The sequence below is a fragment of the Winogradskyella arenosi genome (assembly GCF_003337305.1).
In the GTDB taxonomy this organism is placed as follows: domain Bacteria; phylum Bacteroidota; class Bacteroidia; order Flavobacteriales; family Flavobacteriaceae; genus Winogradskyella; species Winogradskyella arenosi.
The window spans coordinates 740,122-761,773 of the sequence record NZ_QPJO01000001.1 but is presented as its reverse complement, the minus strand read 5'-3'; the positions used below and the strand labels follow the sequence as shown (position 1 = coordinate 761,773).

Annotated in this window: 21 protein-coding genes; 11 read left to right on the top strand and 10 right to left on the bottom strand. The window is 36.0% G+C overall.

The genetic code is table 11. The annotated features are described in order from the left end of the window. The first annotated feature begins 139 nt into the window (after positions 1 to 139). Entirely contained in the window at positions 140 to 2,356 is a 2,217-nt protein-coding gene (locus DFQ08_RS03205; RefSeq protein WP_114308341.1) for a TonB-dependent receptor, read from the top strand. On the opposite strand, the gene DFQ08_RS03200 is transcribed toward DFQ08_RS03205, so the two are convergent. Beyond that, the gene (locus DFQ08_RS03200) at positions 2,357 to 2,788 is read right to left on the bottom strand and encodes a hypothetical protein (RefSeq protein WP_147269435.1); all 432 of its coding nucleotides are present in this window, start codon (positions 2,786 to 2,788) and stop codon (positions 2,357 to 2,359) included. A 369-nt stretch (positions 2,789 to 3,157) separates the two neighbouring features. Between DFQ08_RS03200 and greA the strand changes: the two genes are divergently transcribed. After that, complete coding sequence (gene greA, locus DFQ08_RS03195; RefSeq protein ID WP_114308339.1) at positions 3,158 to 3,631, top strand: transcription elongation factor GreA; 474 nt, start codon at positions 3,158 to 3,160, stop codon at positions 3,629 to 3,631. An 86-nt stretch (positions 3,632 to 3,717) separates the two neighbouring features. Continuing rightward, entirely contained in the window at positions 3,718 to 4,107 is a 390-nt protein-coding gene (locus DFQ08_RS03190) for an HIT family protein (protein ID WP_114308338.1), read from the top strand. On the opposite strand, the gene DFQ08_RS03185 is transcribed toward DFQ08_RS03190, so the two are convergent. After that, entirely contained in the window at positions 4,102 to 4,464 is a 363-nt protein-coding gene (locus tag DFQ08_RS03185) for a hypothetical protein (RefSeq protein ID WP_114308337.1), read from the bottom strand. The genes DFQ08_RS03190 and DFQ08_RS03185 overlap by 6 nt on opposite strands. Positions 4,465 to 4,676: 212 nt before the next feature. Further along, a complete protein-coding gene (locus tag DFQ08_RS03180; RefSeq protein WP_114308336.1) occupies positions 4,677 to 5,831 on the bottom strand; it encodes a sensor histidine kinase in 1,155 nt (384 codons plus the stop codon). A gap of 280 nt (positions 5,832 to 6,111) precedes the next feature. Between DFQ08_RS03180 and DFQ08_RS03175 the strand changes: the two genes are divergently transcribed. From DFQ08_RS03175 to aat, 3 genes are all read left to right on the top strand, one after another. Next, on the top strand, positions 6,112 to 6,981 hold the full coding sequence (locus DFQ08_RS03175) for a flavin reductase family protein (protein ID WP_114308335.1): 870 nt from the start codon (positions 6,112 to 6,114) through the stop codon (positions 6,979 to 6,981). A 45-nt stretch (positions 6,982 to 7,026) separates the two neighbouring features. Next, on the top strand, positions 7,027 to 7,404 hold the full coding sequence (locus DFQ08_RS03170) for a DUF3127 domain-containing protein (RefSeq protein ID WP_114308334.1): 378 nt from the start codon (positions 7,027 to 7,029) through the stop codon (positions 7,402 to 7,404). A gap of 257 nt (positions 7,405 to 7,661) precedes the next feature. Beyond that, positions 7,662 to 8,300 (top strand): leucyl/phenylalanyl-tRNA--protein transferase, encoded by a 639-nt coding sequence (aat, locus tag DFQ08_RS03165; RefSeq protein ID WP_114308333.1) that lies wholly within the window; start codon positions 7,662 to 7,664, stop codon positions 8,298 to 8,300. Here aat and DFQ08_RS03160 read toward each other — a convergent pair. Beyond that, positions 8,269 to 8,844: a DNA-3-methyladenine glycosylase I gene (locus DFQ08_RS03160; protein ID WP_114308332.1), complete on the bottom strand. Its 576-nt coding sequence runs from the start codon at positions 8,842 to 8,844 to the stop codon at positions 8,269 to 8,271. The genes aat and DFQ08_RS03160 overlap by 32 nt on opposite strands. A 79-nt stretch (positions 8,845 to 8,923) precedes the next feature. Here DFQ08_RS03160 and DFQ08_RS03155 point away from each other — a divergent pair, with 79 nt between their 5' ends. After that, positions 8,924 to 9,538, top strand: coding sequence for a thioredoxin family protein (locus DFQ08_RS03155; protein ID WP_114308331.1), 615 nt, complete (start codon positions 8,924 to 8,926; stop codon positions 9,536 to 9,538). A 25-nt stretch (positions 9,539 to 9,563) separates the two neighbouring features. Here DFQ08_RS03155 and DFQ08_RS03150 read toward each other — a convergent pair whose 3' ends face one another. The 4 genes from DFQ08_RS03150 to DFQ08_RS03135 all read right to left on the bottom strand — a co-directional run bounded on the left by DFQ08_RS03150 (position 9,564) and on the right by DFQ08_RS03135 (position 12,975). Continuing rightward, positions 9,564 to 10,136, bottom strand: a complete 573-nt coding sequence (locus DFQ08_RS03150) for a hypothetical protein (protein WP_114308330.1) — start codon at positions 10,134 to 10,136, stop codon at positions 9,564 to 9,566. Between the two features lie 251 nt (positions 10,137 to 10,387). Further along, positions 10,388 to 11,110, bottom strand: coding sequence for a tRNA pseudouridine(55) synthase TruB (truB, locus tag DFQ08_RS03145; RefSeq protein WP_114308329.1), 723 nt, complete (start codon positions 11,108 to 11,110; stop codon positions 10,388 to 10,390). After that, entirely contained in the window at positions 11,110 to 11,901 is a 792-nt protein-coding gene (locus DFQ08_RS03140; protein WP_114308328.1) for an undecaprenyl-diphosphate phosphatase, read from the bottom strand. The genes truB and DFQ08_RS03140 overlap by 1 nt, the downstream gene beginning before the upstream one ends. Before the next feature lie 51 nt (positions 11,902 to 11,952). Continuing rightward, positions 11,953 to 12,975: a LacI family DNA-binding transcriptional regulator gene (locus DFQ08_RS03135; RefSeq protein WP_114308327.1), complete on the bottom strand. Its 1,023-nt coding sequence runs from the start codon at positions 12,973 to 12,975 to the stop codon at positions 11,953 to 11,955. 120 nt (positions 12,976 to 13,095) lie between these two features. Between DFQ08_RS03135 and DFQ08_RS03130 the strand changes: the two genes are divergently transcribed. The 4 genes from DFQ08_RS03130 (at position 13,096) to DFQ08_RS03115 (ending at position 20,266) form a co-directional block, all read left to right on the top strand. Continuing rightward, positions 13,096 to 15,762: a TonB-dependent receptor gene (locus tag DFQ08_RS03130; protein ID WP_114308326.1), complete on the top strand. Its 2,667-nt coding sequence runs from the start codon at positions 13,096 to 13,098 to the stop codon at positions 15,760 to 15,762. 69 nt (positions 15,763 to 15,831) lie between these two features. Further along, positions 15,832 to 17,142: an MGH1-like glycoside hydrolase domain-containing protein gene (locus DFQ08_RS03125; protein WP_114308325.1), complete on the top strand. Its 1,311-nt coding sequence runs from the start codon at positions 15,832 to 15,834 to the stop codon at positions 17,140 to 17,142. 283 nt (positions 17,143 to 17,425) lie between these two features. Beyond that, on the top strand, positions 17,426 to 19,132 hold the full coding sequence (locus DFQ08_RS03120) for a sodium:solute symporter family transporter (RefSeq protein WP_114308324.1): 1,707 nt from the start codon (positions 17,426 to 17,428) through the stop codon (positions 19,130 to 19,132). A gap of 9 nt (positions 19,133 to 19,141) precedes the next feature. Continuing rightward, positions 19,142 to 20,266 (top strand): glycerate kinase, encoded by a 1,125-nt coding sequence (locus tag DFQ08_RS03115; RefSeq protein ID WP_114308323.1) that lies wholly within the window; start codon positions 19,142 to 19,144, stop codon positions 20,264 to 20,266. A 1-nt stretch (position 20,267) separates the two neighbouring features. Here the strand turns inward: DFQ08_RS03115 and DFQ08_RS03110 are convergent, their stop codons facing one another. Next, positions 20,268 to 20,522, bottom strand: coding sequence for a DUF3098 domain-containing protein (locus tag DFQ08_RS03110; protein WP_114308322.1), 255 nt, complete (start codon positions 20,520 to 20,522; stop codon positions 20,268 to 20,270). 82 nt (positions 20,523 to 20,604) lie between these two features. Then, a complete protein-coding gene (locus tag DFQ08_RS03105) occupies positions 20,605 to 21,483 on the bottom strand; it encodes a cell division protein FtsX (protein ID WP_114308321.1) in 879 nt (292 codons plus the stop codon). Positions 21,484 to 21,652 lie beyond the last annotated feature (169 nt).

The following is a 21,652-nucleotide window of genomic DNA, read 5'->3' as shown; positions in this document are numbered from 1 at the left end:
TTTAGTTAGCAAATTCATGCTATATAGATTCAAAATAAGAAATAACAAGAACCTTTAACGCACCAAAATAAAAGCTCTCAATAATCAATTATTAACTAGAATAATGACCTCTTTTTATTCGATTATATCGATTAATCGTATGAAAATTTTATTCAACACACACGCTAAAAAAAATCGGCAGCGTCTACTACTTTCAATGGCTTTTTTAGGCCTTGGTTCGATTTACGCACAAGAAAAAACACAAGATTCAACTAAAATAGAAAAGCTTGATGAAGTCTTAGTAAAAGCTGTACGCGTGGATGCTAAATCGCCAATAACCCATAGTAACATTAGTAAAGAAGACTTGGCCAAACGTAATTTAGGACAAGATATTCCGGTTTTACTAAACTTTTTACCTTCAGTAGTGACTACTACAGATGCCGGTGCTGGCGTTGGTTATACGGGGATAAGAGTTAGAGGAATCAGTTCGCAATCCACCAACGTAACCATTAACGGAATTCCGTATAATGATGCCGAATCATTAGGCACATTTTGGGTAAATCTAGGCGACATCGCTTCGTCTACAGAAAGTTTACAATTGCAACGTGGTGTAGGAACATCTACTAATGGTTCTGGGGCATTTGGGGCGAGTATTAACGTCTTAACCGATGCCATTTCTAAAACGTCTTCAGGAGAAATTTCAAATTCATTTGGAAGTTACAATACCAGAAAACATACCGTAAAATTTAGTACGGGCTTAATGAACGACCATATTGAAATTGCAGGGCGTTTATCTAATATTGTCTCGGATGGTTATATAGACCGTGCTTCTTCAGATTTAAAATCCTACTTCTTGCAAGGATCCTATGTGGATGACAACACCTTAATAAAAGCTATCGCTTTTGGTGGACAAGAGGTAACTTACCAAGCATGGAACGGACTTGAAGATTTATATACCCTAAGAAACGACCGAACGTACAATACCGCTGGAGAATACGAGGACAACAATGGAGATATTCAGTTTTACGACAATGAAGTGGATAATTACAGTCAAGATCATTACCAATTGCATTGGAATCAACGCTACAGCAACCTATGGTCAACGACCATTGGTTTAAACTACACCAAAGGAAGTGGCTATTTTGAACAGTACAAAGCAGACGAAGATTTTAGCGATTACGGTTTAGAACCCTTGGATTTTAATGGCGAAATTGTAGATGAAACTGACCTTATTAGAAGACGTTGGTTAGATAATGATTTCTACGTTATTAATGCCAATGCCAATTACAAGACCGACGACATCAACTTTATTTTCGGAGGGTCTTTTAGCCATTACGATGGGGACCACTTCGGAGAAATCATCTGGGCAGAATACGCTAGCCAAACTGAAATAAGAGACCGTTATTATGACGGAAACAGTCTCAAGAATGACCTTTCACTTTTTACCAAAGCCAACTATAAGCTTAACGAAAGTATAAGCCTTTACGGAGATTTACAGGTAAGAAACATCACCTACAAAACCACAGGAACAACTTCTGATTTGGTAGAATTTGCAATCGATAAAGATTTTACTTTCTTTAACCCAAAAGCAGGAATCACCTATGAGCTAAACCAAGATAACGACCTGTATTTCTCTTATGCTAGAGCGAATAGAGAACCAAACCGTACGGATTTTGAAAGCAACGAAAACATCGAAGCCGAGCAATTAAACGATTTCGAATTGGGTTGGAGACATAAAAAAAATAACTTTAGCTTCAATGCTAACGTTTATTATATGGCTTATAACGAGCAGTTGGTGTTATCTGGACAACTGGATGATGTGGGGAACCCTATTAGAACCAATAGTGGAAAAAGTTACCGTTTAGGTTTAGAGCTAGAAGCAATTATACCTGTAATACCAATATTAACCTTACAACCTAACCTTACCTTAAGTACTAATAAAAATAAAGAAACCATCATTCCGTTTGATGGCGAATTGCAAAACTTAGGAGAAACAGATATTTCATTTTCACCTAGTATAGTAGGCGCCAATGCTATTGTTGTTCAACCTATAAAGAACTTCCAAATTGCTGTATTAAGTAAGTTTGTTGGCGAACAATATATGAGCAATACCGAAGCGAGATCGTCTAAGCTAGACAGCTATTTTATTAACGACCTTAACTTTAACTACAGCATTAAAACCAATACTATTTTTAAAGAAATTGTACTTTCTGGTTTAGTAAATAATGTATTTAATGAAAAGTATATCTCTAATGGCTATTACTATACCTATGACGACACATGGTCAGAGGCTAATGTAACAACCACCATAGAAGGTGCTGGTTTTTACCCACAAGCGACAAGAAACTTCTTAGTGGGGGCAACCTTAAAATTTTAATTAATTACTAATTAAATACGTATTATTCCCAAGGGCTTCTACCCTGTATGGTTTTAACGTACAGGGTAAGTCATTGTCGCCAACAGCAGTTCCTGTAATAAGGTTATAAGAATTGCCATCACCACAACTACACGTCGCATTAATACCATCTATTTCTAAAGTAGAGCAAGCCGTAAGTCCATGGCTAGGATCGGCACCATCCCAAGCCAATAGCGTATTGGTGTTGGCTCTTACTAAAATAATACCATCATTTCCGTAGTTAGAAACCCTAACCGTATTGATAGGAAACAACAACTGATTGTACTGCGGTAGGTTAAGATTAACACTAAGATTGACGCCAACATCTAATAAGTAGTTGCAATTATATTGAGCGTCATCAGCGCTACATCCAAACAGTATTACACTAATACAGATAAAAAATAATTTCTTCACAATTTTCATTTTTAGGGTATTAAAAAATTGACTTTAAAGCCTTTAAAATAACGCTTAAAAAACCGAAGGCTTCATGCGCCTTATCCTAGTTGTCTTAAGTTTTTAAATTAATGGGCTCCCTTTTTTAACATCAATTTCCGTGGGGCAATTTACTATTAATTCAACAATACTATAAATATTTCCTATATTTGCATTATAATCTCGTCAGCGCGAGATTTTTTTTATGCTAACATATAATTATAATATAACCAACCTCTAAGAAGTTTTATGCTTCTCCTTTTATTTTTGAGCCTGTCTGTTTTCAGACAGGCTCAAAAATAACAAAGAACAAATCTTTTGAGAGTGCGTTATATTTAAAACGATGAAATTATGAGTAAAGTATCTTATTACACAGCTGAAGGTTTAAAAAAATTAAGAGAAGAGTTAAACCAACTTAAAGATGTGGAACGTCCTAAGGCATCGCAAGCAATTGCAGACGCAAGAGACAAAGGTGATTTAAGTGAAAATGCAGAATACGATGCTGCAAAAGAAGCTCAAGGCATGTTAGAAATGAAAATTTCAAAACTAGAAGAAACCCTTGCTGGTGCTAGAGTTATAGATGAGTCGCAATTAGACACTTCTAAAGTTTTAGCGCTTTCAATTGTAAAAATAAAAAACCAAACTAACGGTATGGAAATGACCTATACTTTAGTTGCTGAAAGTGAAGCTGATTTAGCCTCTGGAAAAATTTCTATTAACTCACCTATAGGAAAAGGGTTATTAGGAAAATCTGTTGGTGATGTTGCCGAAATTCAAGTTCCTAGTGGAATTATGAAATTTGACATTTTAGAAATCTCAAGGTAATTATCCACTTTCTAATAAAGTTATATTAAAAAGATTTCTCTTTAGAGGAATCTTTTTATATTTATAAGACTTAAGTTACATACCCTATGGCCACTATTTTTACCAAAATAATTTCTGGAGAAATCCCTTCTTATAAAGTTGCAGAGACCGAAGACTTTTATGCCTTTTTAGACATCAACCCAAATTCTAAAGGACATACATTATGTATTCCTAAAAAGGAAGTGGATCAACTTTTAGACTTAGATGAATCTACTTATATTGGATTAATGCAATTTTCTAGACGTGTTGGTTTGGCTTTAGAAAAAGCTGTACCTTGTAAACGTATAGGGATGACGGTAATTGGTCTTGAGGTTCCTCATGTTCATGTACACCTAATTCCTTTACATTCTATGGAAGATGCTCGTTTTTCAACCAAGCAAAAATTAGAACCAGAAGAGTTTGAAGCAATTGCAAAGAAGATAGCCTCTTTCTTATAAAGCTACTGAAATCCCTCCTATGGCCCATAAAGATACCATAACCAACAGCAAAATTCCTAAGGTAATTAATGCCCAAGCGATAGGTTTAAGTTTCGTAGATTTCGTCTTTATATTAAGACCTCTTAAATGGTAATCTACCACACGCTCTATATCATCCGTCCAGCGTACCGGAAAAATTTGCATTTCACAATTATGGCAGAGTAATTCACTTGCCGTTTCTTCTGTAATGGCTTTATAGAACTTAGTCTCAATTAACTTTTGTTTTAGGGTAAGCTCTAAACTATCGTTAGAATAACATTCCGGACAGTTATTGCCAATACGGGCTTCTTTTAATGTGAAAAATTTAGACGAATTCATGGCCAAATTTACGCTAAATTTTCAAGAAATCCTTTTCTTTTTTTTTCAGTAAGAGGCAAAATCCCACCGCATTAGCATAAGACTTCAACTTAAAACCACAGAAAAACAACAAGCTATAAAACAAGCACTTAACCCAACAAGAACGCTGTATTACAGAAATTTTAAATCCCTAATTCATTCATGTAAACCACTACAACTTACAAGCCAAAAATTCAATCTTGTTTTAGCATAATTTGTAAGGTCGTTCCTTTTCCTATTTCAGAATTTAAAACCTTTATTTTACCATTATGATAATCTTCAATAATGCGTTTTGAAAGCGATAACCCTAAGCCCCAACCTCTTTTTTTGGTGGTATAACCAGGTTCAAATATTTTGTTGAAAGACAGTTTAGGAATTCCTTTTCCGGTATCTGAAACCGTAATAAAAACCTGATTTTCTAATTGCTTTAATTCTAATTTTAAATCGCCCTTGCCCTTCATGGCATCAATGGCATTCTTCACTAGATTTTCTATGGTCCAACTGAACAACTGCTCATTGAGTTTAACATCAATTTTGCGATCTGGAATTACAATTTCAAAATTGATTAATTTGGAAGATCTCGATTTTAAATATTCAAAAGACGAGTTTGTAACTTCAACAATATTCACAGTTTTAAGTATCGGTACAGAGCCTATTTTACTAAAACGTTCGGTAATCGTTTTCAGTCGGTCTATATCCTTTTCTATTTCAGTAATGTATTCAGGGTTTACATTTTCAGACTTTAAAATTTCCGCCCAACCCACAAGAGAAGATAAAGGCGTCCCAATTTGGTGCGCAGTTTCCTTAGCCATACCGGTCCATAACTTATTCTGCTCTGCTATTTTACTACTGCGATAAAAGAAATAGACCACTGCTGCAAAAAGTAAAATGATAAGAAGTAAGGCTAAGGGATAGTATTTCAATTTATTTAATAAAGGCGAATTCCCATAGTAAATGAGCTGCTTAGAGTCCGAATCCATACTCACCTCAATAGGCGTATTTTCACTTTTAAATTGTTCTACCAATTCTTGTACATAACGCGGATCCTTAAGAAGATCTTCATCGATATTACGAGACGTACTGAGCTCCCCATCTTCACTCATTACCAAAACAGGGGTATTAATAATGGTTTCGGTAATAACGTGATCGGTAACAATATTGACCTCATCGTTTAGCTTTGGGGTTCCTATATCTTTAATAGCCACCGACCATGTATTCATCTTGGAACGTTCTTCAACTTTAAAATTTTGAAAAAAGGTATAAGTATTTAATAAAATAAGAGAGATGATAAAAAATGATGAGATAATTATAATCCATCGGATAACATTGCGGTCAAAGCTAAAGTTCATTGTTGTGTTTAATTTCAGTTCTAAATATACTAAAAGGAATCAGTTTGTAGGGTTTTAAACCTTGGTATTCCGGTTTCTTTAAAGCGGCCTCCCCAAGGTTATAGCTTCTTGTTTTATAAAAACAAACGTCCTCTAATCGTAAAAAACAGAAGTCTATTTACCTCGTTTATGCGCTTTGCTATACAATGAAAAAATGTTGAAATTATTGTGTAAATACAAACTGAAAATAGTTTTATTCCCCATCTATAATTTTTATATTTGTTGAAAATCAGCAAAATACATGACCTCATTTAATCCCGAAGATCTTACTACCAGCAATTTACACAGCTATTTATTAAGTGCTGTGGCACCAAGACCTATTGCATTTGCGAGTACACTAGACGCCGAAGGGAAACCCAATTTATCTCCGTTTAGTTTTTTTAATGTTTTTAGTGCCAATCCGCCGATATTAATTTTTTCACCCGCGCGACGCGTAAGAAACAATACCACTAAACATACTTTAGAAAACATAGAGAAAACCAAAGAAGTGGTTATTAATGTGGTAAATTATGATATTGTGCAGCAAATGTCATTGAGTAGTACAGAATACCCTGAAGGCGTTAATGAATTTGAAAAAGCTGGTTTAACCATGGATCCTTCAGAACGTGTAAAACCTATGCGTGTTGCCGAATCGCCCGTACAGTTTGAGTGCAAGGTGAACGATATTATTTCCTTAGGAACCGAAGGTGGCGCTGGGAATTTAGTGATTTGTGAAGTGGTAAAATTACACATCTCAGAAGAGGTTTTAAATGCGGATCAATCCATAAACCAAGAAGCATTAGATTTGGTGGCCCGCGCCGGTGGGAGTTACTACAGTAGAGCCAAAAATGGTTTTTTTGAAATCCCAAAACCATTAAGCACCCTAGGAATTGGTGTGGACCAACTCCCTGATCATGTTAAAAATAGCATGATTCTTACCGGAAATAATTTAGGAATGTTGGGTAATATACAAGCTCTGCCTAGCGACACAGATGTTGAAAGTTTTATTAACGACCTTAGTGAGCGCTATCCGGATATTAAAACGGCATCGCATAGAGAAAAACATAAATTAGCCCAAAATTATTTGAGCTATGGAGACGTAGAAAGTGCTTGGAAGTTATTACTTTCGTAGCCGCAAAATATTTAAGCATTATAATAAATTATAGATTAAGAAAAAATGGAAGTACAAGGACGAATTAAGATGGTAGGTGAGACACAATCCTTTGGAAGCAACGGATTTAGAAAAAGAGAAATTGTAGTCACTACAGAAGAACAATATCCACAACATATTATGGTAGAATTTGTTCAAGATAAAACTGATTTATTAAACAGTTATAAAGTGGGTCAGCAAGTTAAGATTAGTATTAACTTAAGAGGCCGTGAGTGGGTTAATCCACAAGGTGAAACTAAATATTTTAACTCTATTCAAGGTTGGAGAATCGAAGCTGTACAAGGTGATGCTTCAGGTGGAAATATGCCTCCTGTACCACCAACAGAAGCTTTTGAGCCTGTTAAAGATTTAGATGAAGGTGATAATGACGATTTACCATTCTAAATAACACAATTTAGACTTATATAAAAAGACCTGCTTTTTAAAAGCAGGTCTTTTTTTAGGTCTTAATAGGGTATAAAAAAGTCCTAATGGTTAGTTAGGACTTCGTAATTTGGTTTTAGGTTTGACCTTTACATAAATGCAATGATGAACAAAATAAATTTATAACAAAAGGTCTCTCAAATATCAAAAAAAATCTTTTAACATCAAAACTAAAGGCTTAATTTTAAATACGCAAAAACTCAACTTAGCGACTTTTTATGCACTTTTTAACACAAAACATTAAATTTCCTGACGTCACTAAAGCTTCTGAAGATGGACTTCTTGCTGTTGGTGGGGATTTATCTACTGAGCGTTTGTTACATGCCTACTCAAAAGGTATTTTTCCATGGTACCAAGACGAAGAGCCCATTTTATGGTGGTCACCAGATCCGCGTTTTGTATTATTTCCAGAGGATTTAAAGATCTCTAAAAGCATGAAGCAAATTCTTAAAAAAAATACGTTTACGGTTACCGAAAACAAAGCTTTTAGAGAGGTGTTAGAACATTGTGCAGCGACAAAACGCACCGGACAAGAAGGCACTTGGATTACCAATGATATGATTAAAGCTTATGTGAAACTCCATCACCTAGGTTACGCAAAATCGGTTGAAGTTTGGCAAGATGACATCTTAGTTGCAGGCCTCTATGGTATTGCCATAAACGACACTGTGTTTTGTGGAGAAAGCATGTTTACTACCGTAAGTAACGCCAGTAAAGTGGGCTTTATCACTTTTGTAAAAAACTCTAATTACAAGCTTATTGACTGCCAAATCTATACCAATCACCTTGAAAGCCTAGGCGCAAAAGACATTTCAAGAGCTACATTTATGACTTATCTCGAACCTCAAGATATCTAAAGCAAGACACTTCGTGGTCATTAACCATACCTGTCGCCTGCATATGAGCATAAACCACGGTAGAACCTACAAATTTAAAACCCCGCTTTTTTAAATCTTTACTAATACCATCACTCAAAGCGGTATTGTTGGGCGTGTCTTTATAATGCCCTATGGCATTTTGTATTGGCGTCCCATTTACAAAGCCCCAAATATAGTTGGAAAACGAACCGAACTCTTCTTGGATTTTTAGAAAGGCCTGGGCATTAGTTACTGTTGCTTTAATTTTTAATTTATTCCTAATTATACCTGCATTTTCAAGCAGCGCATTGATTTTCTCTTCTTGATAAGTCGCAATTTTTTTATAATCAAACTGATCTAAAGCTTCCCTAAAGTTTTCTCGCTTTCTTAAAATGGTTATCCAACTTAAACCCGCCTGAAACGTTTCTAAAATTAGAAATTCAAATAAGGTCGCATCATCATAAACGGGTACACCCCATTCTTCATCGTGATAAGCCTCGTATAAAGGATCGCCAACACACCAACCGCATCTGTTTTTAGTCATCTTGTAAGGAATTAAATTTCATCCTACTAATGTAACAACTGTTGCATAAAAACTAGCAACAGAATCTTATTTTTGTGATATGGAAACAGACACTCTTACCTTAACCGATATGATTTCAGAAAGTCTTGAAAAAAGTATGACTTATGCTGAATACCGAACTTTAATTACAACCTTAGTTGCAGAAAATTCAACTACAGGATTTGATAAAACTGAAGCTTTAGTGAATTACACGCAGCTTAACGACCGCCGAATGAGGCGTTGGGACAAAACTGCAAAAGTAGCTGAAAACTTAAAATCTGAAATTGAAAATTTAGATCGAAAAGTTACTTGGTTGGTGATTTCTGAAAGCTGGTGTGGCGATGCCGCTCATATTATGCCTATAATTAATAAAGTTGCGGAACTTAGTGATGCTATTGATTACAAAGTGGTTTTAAGAGACGAAAACGAAGCGCTTATGAATCAATTTTTAACCAACGGTGGAAAGTCTATACCAAAGCTTATCATGCTAGACACAGAAACTAAGGACGTTTTAAATACGTTTGGTCCACGTCCTACAGTAGCTACGACTATGGTGCAAGACTACAAAGCAAAACACGGTCAATTAACACCTGAGTTTAAGGAAGACCTACAACGTTGGTATAATAAAGATAAAGGCCAGTCTACTGTAGAAGATTTAGTAAACTTACTTAAATAAGCCGCTTTTACCTTTGGGTAAAGGTTTATTTTCCTTGAAATAAAAATGTAATAGTTCCTAATTGATCTTGTCTTGAAGCGGCATTAAACTGAACAGATTTTGCGTAGCTAATGGCATGATCAATTAGGCACTTATTATTAGAATTAGAAGCACCATTAACTGAGGCGTCTACTACATTTCCCGCACTATTCACCTTAATCGTGATTACAATTTTACCGCCAACTTCGCAGAGGTATCGCGGTATTTTATAATGCGTTAAAACGCGTCCTTTTAAAGCGTATGTTAAGGTGCCTTTGGTTTTAGCATGCTCATCGGCTTGCTTCTTATTTTTAAGACGTTGCTGAAGTTCCGCCTGAAGTTTTTTATAAGCGGCCGTTTCCTTAGTATTTAAAGCATAATCGCCCTTACCGTCAGGCGTTGCATAGCTCTCTTTTAAGGCGTCTTGGGCTTCTTCCTTAGCGTCATTAGCTTTAGCCGCTTCTCTGGCTTTAGTTGTACGTTCAAAATCATCAGCGCTCACCGTTTTAAAATTATGCATCATTTCTTTAAACGACTCGTCTTCATTAAACGCCTTATTGGTAGAAGCCTCACTTAGCACTTCAGATTCGTGAAGGGTTTCTTGAGGTTCAGGCTCTGGTTCTAAAAGATAGTAACTTTCGCTTATTAGATTTCCATGAGGTTTTAGCTGGAAACTAAACAGTCCTAGAATTACAATTCCCGCAATAAGACTGGTAATAATTGTGGCTTTATGTTGTTCAATAAATTTCAGTAGTCGTCAATTTAAGTATCTTAATATATACGAAAATTACGAAGAAATAGATGAAGACCTCATCTTAAACCCTTGTTAAATCAGTCTTTAGAAGGTAATCCTGCCATAAAAACTTCAGGTGTAAGTGCGTCTTCAACTTTAAAATCACCAATTCTAGTACGACGTAAAACAGATAAATGTGCCCCTGAGTTTAACGCTTTTCCGAAGTCATTAGCCAAAGATCTAATATAAGTTCCTTTACTACAAACCACTCTAAATTTTAATTCTAAAGTAGGATTATCACCCCCTTCTACACGTTTAATTTCGGTGATTTCAAACTCTGAAATCTCAACGTGTCGGGGTTTAATCTCAACCTCCTCTCCTGCTCTAGCAAATTCGTACAAGCGTTTCCCATCTTTTTTAAGCGCGGAAAATACCGGAGGATATTGTTCTATTTTCCCTATAAATTGTGGAATGCAGTCTTTAATGGCATCTTCTGTAATATGGTTCACAGGAAAGGTCTCATTGACCTCAGTTTCTAAATCAAAAGACGGTGTTGTTCCCCCAATAACAAAAGTGCCCGTATATTCCTTTTCTTGACCTTGGAATATATTAATTTGTTTGGTCATTTTTCCAGTACAAATCACAAGTAAACCTGTAGCTAAAGGATCTAAAGTTCCGGCGTGGCCTACTTTAATTTTTTTAATATTAAACGCTTGTCTAATTGACCAACGCAATTTATTTACCGCCTGAAATGAGGTCCAGGTTAATGGTTTATCTATTAATAAAACTTGTCCGTTTTTAAAATCTTCTTCCGTTTGCATTAGCTTAATGACCAAATTATAGCTGCACTACCAGCAATGACACAATAGATTGCAAAATAACTTAATTTACTTTTTTTCACGAGGGCAATCATCCAAGTACAAGCAAATAATCCGGCTACAAATGCAGCAACAAAACCAACACTTAAGGCTGTAAAATTCCCACTATCATAGGTGAGTTCGCCACTTAAAAGATCTTTAGCAATCTTACCAAAGATTAAAGGCACAACCATTAAAAATGAAAAACGTGCCGCCTTGGTTTTATCATTTCCTAATAATACAGAGGTAGAAATTGTAGCTCCAGACCGTGATATTCCAGGTAACATCGCAATGGCCTGAGAAACACCAATAACAAAAGCATTGGCAAATGAAACTTTCTTCTGAGTGTCCTTAGCTTTATCAGCTAAAAAAAGTAAAACCGCTGTAACGATAAGCATACAGCCTACCAGTAAAATATTTCCATTAAATAATTGTTCTAACTCTTCTTCAAAAAAGACACCGACAATAACTGCAGGTAGCATAGAAAGGGCTATTTTAGAAATAAACTGTAGATCTTCATTCCATTCAAATTTGAAAACACCTTTTAAAATGGCTAGAATATCTTTTCTGAAAATGACCATTGTACTCAGTGCTGTCGCAAAGTGAAGCACCACTGTAAAGAGTAAACTTTCTTGAGGGACCGATTCATCTCCTAATAAAGCTTTCCCAATTTCTAAGTGACCACTAGATGATACAGGTAAAAATTCAGTAAGGCCTTGAATGATTCCTAAAACAATTGCATCTATAATTTCCATGACATGTAGATATCGATATCGGGCAAAAGTAAGTAAAATGAGGCTTACTTATCAAACTTTAAAGGTAGAGTCTCTAATTATTAAGTGACTTCTAATTTCAACGGTTTTATTTATGAGCATCGCATTAGGATGCTTCATTTCTTCAATTAAATATTTAACGGCAGTAGCCCCTATTTTTTGGCCGGGCTGATCTATGGTAGTCAGCATAGGTTCTATTATGGTAGAGTTTATAGAATTACTAAATCCAACCACAGCCACCTCTTCAGGAATTTTAACATTGAGTTTGTTTAGGGCTTTAATTACCCCAATGGCAGCGCCGTCTGTTATCGCAAAAATAGCATCAGGTTTTTCCTTTAAACTCATTAAAACATTAGCCATTCTTTTCCCTTGTTTAATCGAAATATCATCCACACTTAAAATAATTTTTTCGTCTACAGGTATATTATTTTCTTTTAAAGCTCTTAAATAGCCTTCGTAACGCTTTTCAGAATTATATGAAAATTCAGATTCTTTTATAATGGCAATGCGGCGTTTACCAATATTTATTAAATGCTCTACCGCATTATAACCCGCTTCCTCTTCATTAATCACCACCTGTGTACACGGAATTTTATTAGAGGCCTTATCAAATAAAATGAGAGGTAAAGTATTCATCAATTTTAAAATGGAACTGATATCTCTAGTCATTTTAGACAAAGACAGGAGCACGCCATCAACACCAAACTGAATCATTGTGTTTAACATTTCGGTCTGTTTATCCACATCATCATTAGATTCCGAAACAATAACCCGATACCCTTGTAGCGAGGCTTCCTCTAAAATCCCTCGCATTAAAGTGGTGGTAAAATAATGCGTAATACTCGGTACAATAACTCCAATAATATTAGTCTTATGGGTTCTAAAACCTTTCGCAAAAATATTAGGAATGTAATTAAGCTCAGCAGCTAAATCTTTAACTCGTTTACGTGTGGGCGCACTGATATCGGGATGATCATTTAAGGCTCGAGATACTGTAGAAATGGATAGGCCTAATTTGGTTGCAATTTCTTTTAACGTAGGAATTTTACTTTTCACACTATTTTGTTTAACACAAACGTTACCGCAAACGTTTGCGTGGTAATTTCATAATTTTTCTGACACAAACTTAACAATTTGATAATAAATTTACCCATATAACAACAAAACTATAAACGAATGAAAACATCTCTACTCGCATTCGCACTGTTTCTTTGTGCGTTTACTGCTTTTTCACAAACCGAAATTACGGGTAAAATTACAGACGCCTCCGGTATGCCAATTATGGGAGCCAACGTCATCATTAAAGGGAGTACCTCTGGTGCTATTTCCGATTTTGATGGAAAATTTGCATTTACCACTAATGTATCCGGAGCACAAACGCTTCAAATTTCTTATGTTGGATTTCAAACCTTCGAGAAATCCATTATATGTAACGGGGAACTCATTTCCTTAAATGCTGTTTTAACCGAAGGTGGCAATACATTAGATACTGTCGTTCTTACAGCCTCTTCAACATTTAGATCTCAGAAAGATACACCAATGTCTATTAGTTCGGTAAAACAAAAGGACATTACTAAATTATCTGCTAATAGTCAGGCTGATATTTTAAGAAGTATTCCAGGGATCACCGCAGAAGGTGGTGGTGGAGAAACCGCAACTAATTTATTTGTAAGAGGTTTGCCTTCTGGTGGACAATATGTTTTTAATCCTTTACAATACGATGGTATGCCCTTAATGGCAACCTTTGGTCTGAACTCTTCAGCCCATGATGTTTATGCGCGTGCAGACATCGGTTTTAAAGGGGTAGAATTTGTAAGAGGTGGTGCTGCGGTACTTTACGGATCAGGTTCTGTAGCGGGTATTATTAACTATACAAGTAAAACCGGAGACAGCAATGAAGAAAATATCATCAACTTAGAATATGGCGATTCTGGCCGTTTTAAAACTGACTTTTATACTGGTGGTCGTTTAGGTGGTGAAGATTCTAACACCTTTTATGCCGTTACAGGTTTTGTAAGAAAGGATAGCGGACCAATTGACACAGGTATGGATACTCGAGGATTTCAATTACGTGCTAATTTGAAACAAAAATTTGAAAATGGATCCTTTACCATTCACGGACAATTTATCAATGATAGAGCTCAATTCTTTATGCCACTCCCATTAGAAGGAGGGTCTAGAGAACGTCTTACAGGGAACGATGGCGATCCGGTGGAACAATTATTATCTGGCGAGTTAGCCAACACCTCATTTTTAACTCCTGGAGGCGTATACGAAAGCCCAATTGACGATGGCGTATATACCAAAGGGGGCTACCTTTTAGCGGATTTTGATTACAACTTAAGCGATAACTTAAGATTTGAATCTAAAGTAAAATACGCCAATTACAAGCACAATTTTGCCCTTTACATTGGTGGAGAAGGTAATTACGGTAACCCAATTACCTTATCCGATTATGTGAATGCTGTCGCTCCAAATAACACGGGGTACAGTGCTACTTACCAAGGGGGTTCTGGTGCACAAATTAACGGGAATGATTTGGTGATAGAAAACTTACACATCGATCGACTGCGCCCAATGACGGATTATTCTGGTGAAGCGCGTTTAATATTAAAATCAGATAACGGAATTCATACCTATACCGCAGGAACCTTCTTAGCTAGAACAGAAGCAGAAGATGTTAATTACCAATACCGTGTCCTTTCAGAATTTAATAACAATCCACAATTGGTTAACTTAAGCTATACCAACCCTAACGGAGCTAATGTTGTTTACTCTACAGGAGGCTTGTACAATAGAATTGGTATGACTTTAAATAATTATTTAGAACAAAGTAGAACGGCTTTTTATATTACAGATGAAATTGTTTTAGATAAATGGCGTTTTGATGTGGGATTAAGAGTAGAATCTACTAAAGGGACGTTTAGACATGGTGGTCTTGCCACAAGCCAAGTGTATACCGATACGGAGCTTACTAGCGACTTACAAAACGTAAGATTTGCTGATGGAACCTTTACAACAGGTGAAATTGAAGCTACAGACTGGGCCCTGTCTTTAGCTGGTTTGTATAAACTTACAGAATCAACAAATTTATACGCTAACTTTTCTAGAGGTTATTTCTTTCCACAGCAGAGAGGTTTCACGCCAACACCAGGAATTAGAGACACTAATTATGAAGCCGAAACAATTATTCAAGGAGAACTTGGTGCCAAATTCGGAACACAAAAATTCTCAGGTTCTGCGGCTGTATATTATGTTGGACTTAGCGATCGTATCCGTATTGATCAGGCCATTGTTAATGGAGAGTTAGTAGACCAAGGACGTAGTGAACAATCTACAAAAACCGTTGGATTAGAAGCCACAGGAAATTACAGGTTTACAGATTATTTAAGCGCCTCAGCAACGGTAACCTATCAGAATCATGAAATTTCAAAAAATCAAACTGAAGATTTAGTCAATGGGGGAATCACAACCATTAATGAAGGTAATGAAATTGCAAGACAGCCTAACATTTTAGGGTCTTTAGGCTTAAACTACGACAACCGTAAACTAGACGCCAACTTTACTGTTAATCATACAGGTGCTAAATATACGGATGACACCAATAATGTAGAGCTAGATCCTATCACCATCGCAAGAATTGGTGCTGGTTATACTTTTGAAACTGCAGGAAACAACAACCTTCGTGTTGGTTTTTCAGTCTTTAACCTATTTGATAGTGCCGGACTTACTGAAGGTAATCCTAGAGCAGGAATTTCAGGACAGTCTAGTGATGGAGACTTTTTTGTAGGACGACCAATTTTACCAAGACGTTTCTTCTTAACGACAACATTTAATTTTTAAACCTAATTTATACATCGGCATTGACACCGTAGCGGGTGTCAATGCTATCTCAAATTTTATACTGCTATCATGACAAAAGAAAATTTAATACAAACGGCAAAAACCGTTCTCAACAATAATTTCAACGAAGACAAGGGGTTTACCATTCCGTGTGAAGGCTTATATCCATTTCAATGGAACTGGGATTCTGGTTTTATAGCCATAGGCTTTGCCCATTACGATGCGGTAAAAGCCAAACGTGAAATTGAAGCGTTACTCAGTGCCCAATGGGAAAATGGATTTCTTCCACATATCGTTTTTCATAATGATAGTGATACGTACTTTCCTGGACCAGAATTCCATCTGTCTAAATTACACCCTTTGGCCTCCAAAAGCCACAGAACCACAGGAATGACACAACCTCCAGTTTTAGGCTTTGTACTAAAAGAACTTTATAATATTATAGACGACAAAGTAGACACGCTTAACTTTATAAAAGCGAATATTGATAAGGTTTTTGATAATCACAAGCACTTTTACACCCATAGAGACCCTAACCAAGAAGGTTTAGTGTACATCTATCACAACTGGGAATCTGGTACAGATAATTCACCTATTTGGGATGATATTTGGGCTACCATGGATCCGCCGCACTATAAATTTGAACGCCGCGATACCACCCATGTAGATCCTACCCAGAGACCGTCTAACAGAGAATATGATTACTATTTGCACCTTATAGAAATTGCAAAAGCTCATAACTACGATGATGCTAAAATTGCGGAATTATCACCGTTCCTAGTTCAAGATCCTTTGGTTAACTCTATGCTTATAAAATCTAATGCGGCCTTAATAGAACTCTATGAATTAATTGGAGATAATGCCGATAAAATTGAGACTTTAAAACAATGGCAAACAAAGGCTATAGCAAGATTCAATGAAAAATTATTCAATGAAAAATTAGGCGCTTATGTGCATTACGATCTTAGAAATGAAAAGCAAATTGAATTTATAACCTCATCTTCTTTTACCCCTTTATTTGCGGGTATTCCTAATGAAGCACAAGCCAAAATTGTAATTGATACCTTAACCTCTAAATTCGGAACCGAAGCACACTACCTCTGTGCATCCTTTGATCCTGAAAGCGATCGTTTTAATCCGAAAAAGTATTGGAGAGGCCCAATTTGGATTAACCTCAACTGGCTACTCTACAAAGGTTTAAAAACTTATGATTGCACGGATTTAGCCAAACGTGTTAAAGACGATTCTATGACCCTAATACAAAAATATGGCTTTTACGAGTATTTTGATCCTAGAAAGGACGTAAAAGATAATGCCGGATATGGAGGGCATAACTTCTCGTGGAGTGCCGCATTATTTTTAGACCTCTTAAAATCTTAATAACACACCTATGACTTATTTCAAGCATAAGAAAATTGAAATAAGTCATATTTTTAGAGTTATAAAGCGTGTTTAGCCACTGAAAATCTCAATGAAGCTTTAAGTAACCCTAAATCCTAATGTCGTAGAAAACCTGAGACGGAATTCAATGACAGCATTCTGTAGATTCCCAACATTCGGGGCTATTTCTTATATTACTGACATCGGAAATTCTTTTGCCAGGTTAACACGTGTTTACAACCGGGCATTATCAGTCCGAAAGCATATAAAAACATAAATTTAAATGAATTGGTTAGACTATACTATTATTGCTTTTTACCTGTTTGGGTTTATAGCAATGGGTTATTTTTTTAAAGAAAATAACAATTCTAAAGATTATTTTTTAGGCGGAAAAAGTTTGGGTTGGTTTCCGCTGAGTTTGTCTACAATGGCCACCCAGCTTTCCGCTATAAGTTTTATATCTGCTCCTGCCTTTGTTGGTCTTAAAGCCAATGGAGGTATGAAATGGTTAACTTTTGAATTTGGAGTACCCTTAGCCATGATTGGGATTATGTATTTTATAATTCCACCGCTCTACAAGTCAGGAATTGTTAGTATTTACGAATACCTAGAACGTCGATTTTCAAAATCTACACGAAAAATAATCAGCATTGTATTTCAAATCAGTAGAGCTTTAGGAACAGGAGTTATGGTGTTTACCATGGCTTTAATCATACAAGCCGTCATCGGAATTAGTTTTCACTGGACCCTCCTTATCATTAGTATTGTCACCCTTATTTATTCTTATCAAGGGGGTATGAAAGCTGTAGTTTGGGGAGATGCCATACAAATGATTATTCTATTTTCTGGACTCATTATCTGTGTCATTATTGGCTATTCTTTAATGCAAGACACAGGGACCTTTACTGGATTTGACCCTTCAAGACTTCAGGTGATCGATTTTTCTAACTTAGGGCTGTTTGATGGTGAAGAATATGGATTTTGGCCTATGCTCTTAGGGGGCTTTTTCTTATACTTATCGTACTACGGTACAGACCAAACTCAAGCCCAACGTTTACTTTCGGCTAAAGATGAAGGCACCATTAGAAAACTATTAATGGCCAACGGGATCTTGCGTTTCCCTGTCGTTTTAGTATATTGTATTATGGGTTTAATTATTGGCTATCTCGTTACCAATGTGCCTGAATTTTATGAAAGTATCAGAGAAACAACACGGGTACACTACCCTGCAGAATATGCGAGTTCTGGTATTAAACCCGATTTAATGATTCCGGTGTTTATCATCAATTATTTACCAAACGGTCTTATTGGGATATTAATGGTCGGAATTCTATCGGCAGCCATGTCGTCATTAAGTTCTACCATAAACTCGCTAAGTGCTGTAACTATTGAAGACTTTTTCAATAACAGAGAAAAGAAACTTTCAGAAAGAAAATACATGCTGCTCTCTAAAGGTTTGGTTATTTTTTGGGGTGTCGTCTGCATATTAGCCGCCTATCTCTTCGGAAATAGTAAGAGTACGGTTATTGAATTAATCAATGCTATTTCCTCTTTATTTTTCGGACCTATTTTAGCAGCATTTATAATTGCTATTTTCTTTAAGAAAGTGAACCATATTGGCATGAATACCGCCATTATTACGGCCGTTGTTGTAAACCTAATTTTTAAATATTTACCGGAACTTATTTACCTCTTTACCGAAGGGCATTTTTACTCAGGTACGGCGTCGATTCACAGTGCTTTGGCTGATTTGGGTTATCCTAATGTTCTTGATTTATTTTGGATTTGGTACAACCTCACTGGTTTTGTTATTGCGCTTGTTACAGCCATCATTGTAAGTAAATTAACCTCAAACGTTCCGGCAAAACAAATGGATTTATCTTATTCATTTCATACCAAAGACCTGTTAAAGAAAGAGAGTCTTATCTTAATGTCATTTTTTGTATTAATTCTGGCCGCAAGTTACTTTTTACCCCAATTATTAAGTTAGAGAACACCTATGAAAATTGTTTTAGCACCCGATAAATATAAAGGCTCACTCACCGGATTAGAGTTCTGTAATATCATAGCTCCGCTTTTAAAATCGGCCTTAAATGCAGAGGTTATCATCTTACCTTTAGCCGATGGTGGCGACGGTACCATTGATGTTATCAATTATTACTTAAAAGGAAGTGTGATACAAACGGAAGTAAATAACCCCGTTTATAAACCGGTCATAGCCTCCTATCTTTATTCCGAACCCAATAAAATGGCTTTTATTGAAATGGCGGAGGCCTCGGGTATGAAACTCTTACAGGCGTCAGAACAAAATTGTATGAACACCAGTACATACGGAACAGGCGAACTCATTTTAAATGCCATAAATAAAGGTGCTCAGCACATTATATTAGGACTTGGAGGCAGTGCCACAAACGATTGTGGTGTAGGAATGGCAAGCGCTTTAGGGTATCGGTTTTTAGATGAGACTAATACTGAAGTTAAACCTATTGGTAAAAATTTATCAAGGATAACTAAGATTGATGCTACCAATGTAGACCCAAGGCTTGCACAGGTTAAATTTCAAATAGCCTGCGATGTCACCAATCCTCTTTATGGTCCTGAAGGTGCTGCTTATATTTATGCCAAACAAAAAGGCGCATCAGACTCGGCAATCGCATATTTAAACCAAGGCTTACAGAGCTTCTCTAAAATTTTAGATGAACATTTTAATTGTACAACGCAAGACATACAAGGCGCTGGTGCGGCAGGTGGCATGGGGGCTGGTACCGTTACATTTCTTAATGGTACATTGCTACCTGGTATAGATCTAATACAACAGATTGCCGACTTTGATACTAAGATTCAACAAGCCGATTGGATTATTACAGGGGAAGGGCAACTGGATCTGCAAACCCTATCTGGTAAAACCTTAAGTGGTGTACTAAATTCAGCACAAAAGTATCAGATTAAAGTAGCAGCCTTTTGCGGAAGTATTAATTTAAGCGCTTCAGAATTAAATGGCATGGGCATTGCCTATAGCGATTCCATCATCAGTAAATCTAAAAATTTTGAAGATGCTTTAGAGCATACCGAAGACTATTTAAAGCAAATTACAAATAAATTTATTGCGTATTTACAGCCTTAAATTATTTTTTATTCGGGTTTAAGAGAATAGCGTAAACCTGAATACCAAAACCTATTAAGACTAAGGTTGGTGCTAAACGTATACGTCTCCAGCTGTAGATCGCTTCATTAAAAACATTAGGGTCATCACTACCCCCACCAGACATTAAGATAAAACCAATAACAATAAAGGCTAAGCCTATAAATAAGAACTTATAGTTTTTCTTACCGAAAATAAATTCGGATTTAGAATTGTCATTATGTTTGTTTACTCCCATGATCTTTTCAATTCAACTAATTATATTACAAAGTAACAGTTTTATTTATAAATAACCGTTAGCATTAATATATTCCTAACATCTAATAATATAACTGATCGGTTTTTAAATTTAAAAACCGTTGCGTTGCTATAAAAGTACTAATCCATGTTATAAGAATGCCTAATAAGAAAATGCCTGCAAAGAGTCCTGCAATAGCTATCGTATTTTTCAACAATTCTAATTCCGGGAAACTAAGATCTAAATAATATAGAACCACAGCCATACCTCCTAAAGCCACTAAAGCCCCAACAATACCGAGTTGAACGCTTTTCCAAATAAAAGGTTTTCTAATAAAACGTTTGGTAGCTCCTACCATTTGCATGGTTTTTATAATAAAACGCTTAGAATATACCGCCAATCGGATAGAGCTGTTAATTAACAATACCGCTATTAAAGTAAAAACAGCACTAATGATTAAAACCCAAAATGTAATTTTCTTTACATTATCATTCATAAGTTCTACCAAATCATTATCATACCTAATCTCTTCAATAAAAGCTTTGTTAGACAGACCTTCTGAAATTTCAGTTAACTGTTCGGTGGTAACAAAATCGGCTTTTAGGTGCACATCAATAGAATTCTTAAGTGGATTATAGCCCACAAAATCCATAAAATCTTCGCCCGTTTCCGCCTTCATAAATTCAGCAGCTTCTTCTTTAGACACGTAAACAGCATCCTTGGTATAGTTGGCCATCGCTAAACTCTTTTTAAGCTGATTCACCTCCACATCTTTGGCGGTGTCATTTAAATAAATGGTCATAACCACCTGTTCTTTAAAGTGATCTGCTACTTTTTTAGAGTTGATAACCAAAAGACCTAAACAGCCTAAAAGGAATAAAACCAATGCAATACTTATTACTACGGAGATGTAAGAAGATATAAGTTTTCGCTTTTGGTATTTGTCAAAAGATGATGCCATGTCATACTGCTAATTAGTTCGGTAAAAATAATAAAGAATTTGCTTATGCTACTATTACAACGCTGATCTTTTCTTCGTGTTGTAAATACCCCTACAAAGTGTACCAAAAGCACTACTAGCCTACCATTTTAAAGATAAACTTACCGTTTAAAGACTCTAATTCTGAAGC